The organism is Pseudomonas sp. BAV 4579, from assembly GCF_009765395.1.
Classification (GTDB): Bacteria; Pseudomonadota; Gammaproteobacteria; order Pseudomonadales; family Pseudomonadaceae; genus Chryseomonas; species Chryseomonas aestiva.
This window is the reverse complement of record NZ_WHOV01000210.1, coordinates 1-2,634: the sequence shown is the minus strand read 5'-3', so window position 1 is coordinate 2,634 and position 2,634 is coordinate 1. Positions and strand designations below refer to the sequence as shown.

Sequence of the window (2,634 nt, the reverse complement as noted above, 5' to 3'; positions counted from 1 at the left end):
CACTCTGGCCTGCATTGATCGCTGTTGGCGCGTCGACTTTTCAGACAAACCCTAAGGAGGAGATAATCGTAAGGTACTGCGCCGGACCAGTCGCAGCCAACACCATGCCGCCCTCGGTCAGGGGCGCGATCTGCAGGCACATGCCCCAAGCGAAGAGATCTCCAGGTGTCGGCAATCTCGATAATAAAGCCAGACCAGTCCTGCGAGGATAGGGAACCGACCAGCTCGCACAATTAGTTGGTGGCACAGCATGTCCAGGTCCTTCAGCATCCGTCGTTGAGTCAGCCACCACCAGCCGACCAGCGGATGCTTTCGCGGCGAATGTAGGATCGCACGAGACCTGTCGGTGGAGGTTCATACCCTCGGGTAGGGCATCTTCAGACTGATGTCGTGGCCGCGGTCTGCAGCGGTTCAGGCGTACTCGAGGTGATGGGCAATCTGTGCTGACTCCTACTTGAGCAGCACAGAGTTTTCTGTACAACGGAGCTAAGCCATAACGGGTCCGGGACATCGCTATTCTCTTCTCTGAAGAAGAGCATGACTCTGCGTGTTCGGCTAGGGTACCGCCGCTTTTTACCGTAACCTTACTACGAGAGATTTCGAGGTGGTCATGCGAGCTTGAATCGCCTGACCAAAACCTCGAGTTCACCCGCCATAGCGGATAGCTCGTCGCTAGCCGTTACTGTTCTACAATTGCCGTCACTGCTCTTGATTGAGAGGTCGCGAATGCTCAACAAGTTACGGTCAACCTCTCGCGCTACATAGGCCTGCTCTTCTGAAGCCGTTGCAATTTGAAGATTACGCTCTTCAATGAGTCTTACGGCTTCGAGAATGTCGTTCAGCGCCTGCCCTGCAGCTTGAGCAATGGCGTACGTCTCGTGAGCCTGGGTCGTACTGGCTTTCATCGCGTGAACGGCATGGGCAGATCCCTGCTGAATGCCCGCGATCATGTTTTCGATCTCGCGAGTGGAGGACTGAGTACGATGTGCCAATGCACGTACCTCATCAGCAACCACTGCAAACCCTCGACCTTGCTCACCTGCACGGGCTGCCTCGATAGCCGCATTCAGAGCCAGCAGGTTGGTTTGCTCGGCAATTGCACCAATCACCCCAAGAACCTTGGCGATGTCCTGAGCCTGTCCGGCTAGGCTCTCGACTTGAGAAGAGGTGGTCTGGACCTGGTCAGTGAGACGCTGCATCGCATGCAGCGTCTCACTGACCTTTTCATTTCCTGACGCCGCAGCGCTACTCGAATCTTTAGCAGACTGTGATGTGGAAGTTGCATTGCGCGCCACCTCCTCGACTGCCGCGCTCATTTGCGTCACGGCCGTGGCGGCTTGATCAATTTCTGCGTTTTGGCTGGACAAGGTCTGACTAGCCTCGTCGGTTACATTTTTCATCGCCTGCGCAGCTCCACTAAGCCGAGCGGATGAGTCCGAAATACTGTGCAGAGTATCCTTGAGATTGTCTTGCATTTGACCTAGGGCGCGCATAAGACCCGCTGCTTCATCGACACCGGTGCGATTGATATTGCTGGTGAGAGTCCCCTGAGCGATGGCGTTGGCCACAACGAGTGAGGCGCCAATTGGGTGAGCAACGCTACGAGTCAAACGCCAAGCGAGTAAGAGTGTACTGACGACTGCCAGTAGCACGATGAGGACCATAATGCGAACGCTATAATGATAGATTTCCAGCGCATTTTGGCCCGCCTGCTTGGCCCCCGCGGCGTTCATCTCTCGTAGCTTAGTCAGCTGCTCCTGATACGCTTCGGCCAGTTTCTTTTGCTCACCATTCGCCAGCAAGACGGCTTGTGCACGATCAGATTTGATCACGGCGACAATCCGATCCAGCCCATCCAGGTAAGCCTTCATTTGCTGTGCAGCCTGCTCAAATCCTGCACGTTCAGTGTCGTCAGAAATTAAGTGGTCACGATAGAACGTGGTACGTGCGTTCATGACCTCGTGGTTGTGTTGAATCTGGCTGATGGCGACATTTGCGGCAGTCGCGTCATCGGTCGCTAGGAGACGAATGCTTTCGAGGCGTGTGTGCAGCAGTGCGATTTGGATGTCATCAGCCGTTTGGACGCTCGCTAGCCAGTCGGTTTCCATCGTCTGTTCAGTCAAACGCAAAGCCTTCAACTGCATGAAGGCGAAAGCACCTAAAAGTATTACAAAAAAAGTGACTGCTCCAAAGCAGATGGCGATGCGGGGGGCTATACGTAGTAGACGTAGGTTCATTCCGGGCTCCATGAGGTCTGCGACGGTGACTTCCAAGCCAATTCATCTGCAATTTTTTGTAATTCTTTAGCGCAGTGTCATCTCGACGCCGCTGAATCACAGAACGTCCTACCTCGGTTAGCAGATTAAAGAGATCGAACGCTGGTCTGGCCGGACCCAACGGTCGCGTCGATATCCAGATGGCTGACCCGCCAAATCTAGCTTGTGTGCCGGAGTGCGACCGGTATGCAGCGGCGAGCATACGTTAGGGGCGTTGTAACGCTTTCAGTGGCGTCACGCTAAGGCGCGACCCAGTAAAAGGGATGCCAAATCGCGGACAAAAAAAGACCCGGCAGTGCCGGGCCCAAACCGTGATTAGCCTGATGAGGAGATAACCAAAAGGTCCGACCGCAGGACC

The 2,634-nt window shown here is 54.8% G+C and carries 1 protein-coding gene and 1 pseudogene; both read right to left on the bottom strand.

Annotation, left to right across the window (positions count from 1 at the left end):
• Positions 1-608: 608 nt before the first annotated feature.
• Positions 609-1,400: a methyl-accepting chemotaxis protein gene (locus GSQ95_RS27355; protein WP_372240110.1), complete on the bottom strand. Its 792-nt coding sequence runs from the start codon at positions 1,398-1,400 to the stop codon at positions 609-611.
• Positions 1,401-1,466: 66 nt separating this feature from the next.
• Positions 1,467-2,237, bottom strand: a pseudogene (locus GSQ95_RS27350) (MCP four helix bundle domain-containing protein); the annotation flags it as partial.
• Between the last annotated feature and the right edge of the window lie 397 nt (positions 2,238-2,634).

Coding starts and splice junctions, on each gene's coding strand:
- GSQ95_RS27355 (WP_372240110.1), bottom strand. CDS start 1,400: ATGAAAAATGTAACCGACGAGGCTAGTCAGACCTTGTCCAGCCAAAAC.